Genomic DNA, 2,980 nt, shown 5'->3' on the forward strand with positions numbered 1-2,980 from the left:
GCCGCCATCACCGGCGAACAGGCCCGACTGCTGGCCCACGCCCTGATAACTGCCGTTGGATTTGCCTCCGCTGGCGTAGCCGTCGGCACTCCAGGCGGTGCCGAACGACACCTGCACCCGGCCGCCCACCTGGCTGTTCTTGGACATGCTTTCCGCCACGTCAGCCCGGTCCTACCAGCAGTGGCCGCGCCCCGATGGCTGATAGATCTGCCCGATGTTCAACTACAGCGTGAAATAGCAAGGCGAACGCCGACGCCAATCTCTGAAGGAGTGCTTGTGGCGCTCAAAACGACGTTCTGATCTTCCGGCAGCGCTGCCCATGCATCGAGCTTTTCTTGGACGGAAGGGGATACGACTATCTGCTCGCGAATGCGCTCGGCATGGCAGCTGGATACAGACTTGAACAGCGCACGCTTGTTCTTGTACCCCAATTGACGCACAACGTCGTCAACACATGCCTCGTAGTACTGCCCGTTCAATTTCAGGTCGTAAAGGTCCTTGTCAAAGGTCACGTCCGGATGGATCCAGACGTCATGACGAGGCGCGGCGAGAACAAAGCGGCTTGCATCCAGCGCTCTAAGAAGGGCCTCACCGATTAGGTGATCTTCGGCGCCGCCATGTAACAAGATTTTTTCCCCCAACGGGTCCCATCGCATACTTCGGTAGCCTGAAAGGGTATGCACAAGAATGAAATCCTTCCCACTCAATATGACCGCGGACGGTCTCTTTTCAACGTCATTCATATCACTCAACCGTGGTGACCTTGACTGTAATTCCCTTGAACTTGCCGTATTCCACAGCCTTCATAACCTCATCCCACTGAGCCGACCCGGTGTTCTTTGGAATTGCCACATGGACCTCACGCTGCGTTATCTGCGATGCGAACAGGCTGACATTGCTGAGCCGGTGTCCAGTAAAGCAGCTGCATCGTCAATATTTCCCCTCAGGGTCGTAAATATCTGCCGCGGATTGGTCAGTCGGGAAAGCTTGGTTGCATGCAGATCTTTCGCGCTGATTGCCAAGCCAGTCGCGTCATCGAAGAAGTCGAACGTCTTGAACTTGGCCGATAACTTGGCTTCTTCCGGCATCAACTTCGCCAGATAGTATTCCTAGGGCATGGATGCCCTTGCCCCATTGCATCCCTGTGCGACCAGGCCGACGTTCTCCACGCCAACTGGGCCGCCGACCCGTCCGGCCTGCACTGCCAACGCGCCGGCGGTCTCGGTCAATACAGGCGTACCAATAGTGCGCCCGCAGCCGGTTCCACATGGCGACGGGCCTCCTTGGGCCTGAGTGTCGCCGAATTTTCTAGTTCTGGCTGGTCTAAATTATTGGGAGGAGGTCAATCATCATCACACTGGCAATTGGAACGCCGACTAGGTGTTCCGTACATGGCCTATCGATTGGACCAGGTGAACACCCACGCCAGTGTATCGAGAGAGAGTCCGTCCAGAGTTGGGCGGGTAGCAAGCATCTGCACTTTGACCCAATCACCAACGGATTCTAGGGATTGAGTTGACCAGTCAGGTCGAAGCTGCCCAAGCTCGCTGACCACTTCTTCGATCAACTTCTCCGAATCACGCAGGTTCTCTGAACCTACCAACTCCTCCAAGCGTTCCCTACTGGCCTTCGGATACGCTTCAAACCCGAATCCATAGTAGGCAGCAAAAATGGAACCTATACTTATTTTCATTGGGCTCATAGTGTCTACTTTCTTGACCACACCAGCTTCTCCTTACCAGTAGAAGGGTCGACTGTCATGATCTTATCAACTTTGGGATTCTGCTTAAGCGCTGGCAGCTCGAACGTCTCCCAGATGTTGCCTGGCCTAAGGTTGGGTCCGACTACTGCTCGGACTGTACCAGAGGCACTTTCTGCATACGCGGATGAGACATCCTGCCATGCTTTGACAGATGCAGGATTTGCTGCATCCCAAGTAGGTAGCGCAACCTTTCTGGAATCGATCAACATCTCCAACGTTGTGCCACCCTTTCCGGACGCAACTCCAGCCGCAACCGTGTACCCGCCCGGACCCAGTCCAGACCAGAAGTACGCCTCGCTTCTTCGCGTGAGCAAGGGGTTTAGGTACGTTGCTCTCGCATAAGCATTTTCAGCGATCTCAAGATTGACCGCTCTATTCAGGGCATACGCCTGAGCCGATGCCGGAGCCATTCCAAGCAATGAGTACGTGAGCTCCGCGTTTTGCGGTGACATTCCGGTTAGAGCCGAAATACCCAAACCACCTGCAGTCGGCTGTTGCGTTCCATACGCCCACGTAGTGCCCCCCGCTACCATGTTATCGGCACCCCACGTCAACATGGCAACTCCCCCCACGAGCGCGAAGCACCCTACGCCAGTCTCGAAGCAAGTAGCCCCACCCACGGCTGTTGTGCCCGCCCCTGCTACGGCAGTGACATACCCGCCTGTCGCCTGCAGTGCGCCGCCCGCGCGTACCACTGCGTCCTGAATTGACGGGCTGCCCATCCACCAATCGGAGATTTTGTCACCTGTTGAGTACTTGAAGTGCCCTGGAGCTTCATTACGCAGCGAAGCGAGCAGCTCATCCTTCTGCTGATCTGTCAGTGTTGCCATTACCGCAGCAATTTGCTCTTTGACTGCCAAGGACATCACACCAAGTTCCGCGCCCTCCCAACACTTTGCAATGGCGCACGCGACCGCATTTATCTTATCGATGTCGTACCCTTCGGCGCCAAGCTTGCGCAGCGCTGCCTTTTCAGGGTCGCTAAGGAGGCGATTATTCTCAACTGCATTCCTTGCCAAATTTGCTCCCAAGGCTGCGGTGGCGACCCCGCCCCCACCTATGCCACCAGCCACCGCCCCGACCGCCTGCGACAACGCCAGAATCGTCTGCTTCTGCTGATCATTCAGCTCGCCGGTGTACCCGGGATACAACGCCTCGGTCAGCAGCTTCGCCGCCAGTTCGCCACCGGCCGCTGCGCCTGCACCGCTCGCTGCGTTG

General features: G+C 56.6%; 3 protein-coding genes and 1 pseudogene. All 4 read right to left on the reverse strand.

Going from position 1 to position 2,980, the window contains the following annotated elements:
* Positions 1 to 218: 218 nt before the first annotated feature.
* Positions 219 to 743 carry a contact-dependent growth inhibition system immunity protein gene (locus tag ACW6W5_RS17790; RefSeq protein WP_152154524.1) on the reverse strand — a complete coding sequence of 175 codons (525 nt, stop codon included), beginning with the start codon at positions 741 to 743 and terminating at the stop codon, positions 219 to 221.
* A gap of 1 nt (position 744) precedes the next feature.
* Positions 745 to 1,088, reverse strand: a pseudogene (locus ACW6W5_RS17795) (endonuclease toxin domain-containing protein).
* A gap of 308 nt (positions 1,089 to 1,396) precedes the next feature.
* Positions 1,397 to 1,723: a hypothetical protein gene (locus ACW6W5_RS17800; RefSeq protein WP_152154528.1), complete on the reverse strand. Its 327-nt coding sequence runs from the start codon at positions 1,721 to 1,723 to the stop codon at positions 1,397 to 1,399.
* Positions 1,708 to 2,980 (reverse strand): VENN motif pre-toxin domain-containing protein (locus ACW6W5_RS17805; RefSeq protein ID WP_193222883.1); only part of this gene is annotated, 1,273 nt, incomplete at its 5' end. The genes ACW6W5_RS17805 and ACW6W5_RS17800, both read right to left, overlap by 16 nt.

Source organism: Stenotrophomonas sp. IS26, from assembly GCF_054188265.1.

Coding starts and splice junctions, on each gene's coding strand:
- ACW6W5_RS17790 (WP_152154524.1), bottom strand. CDS start 743: ATGAATGACGTTGAAAAGAGACCGTCCGCGGTCATATTGAGTGGGAAG.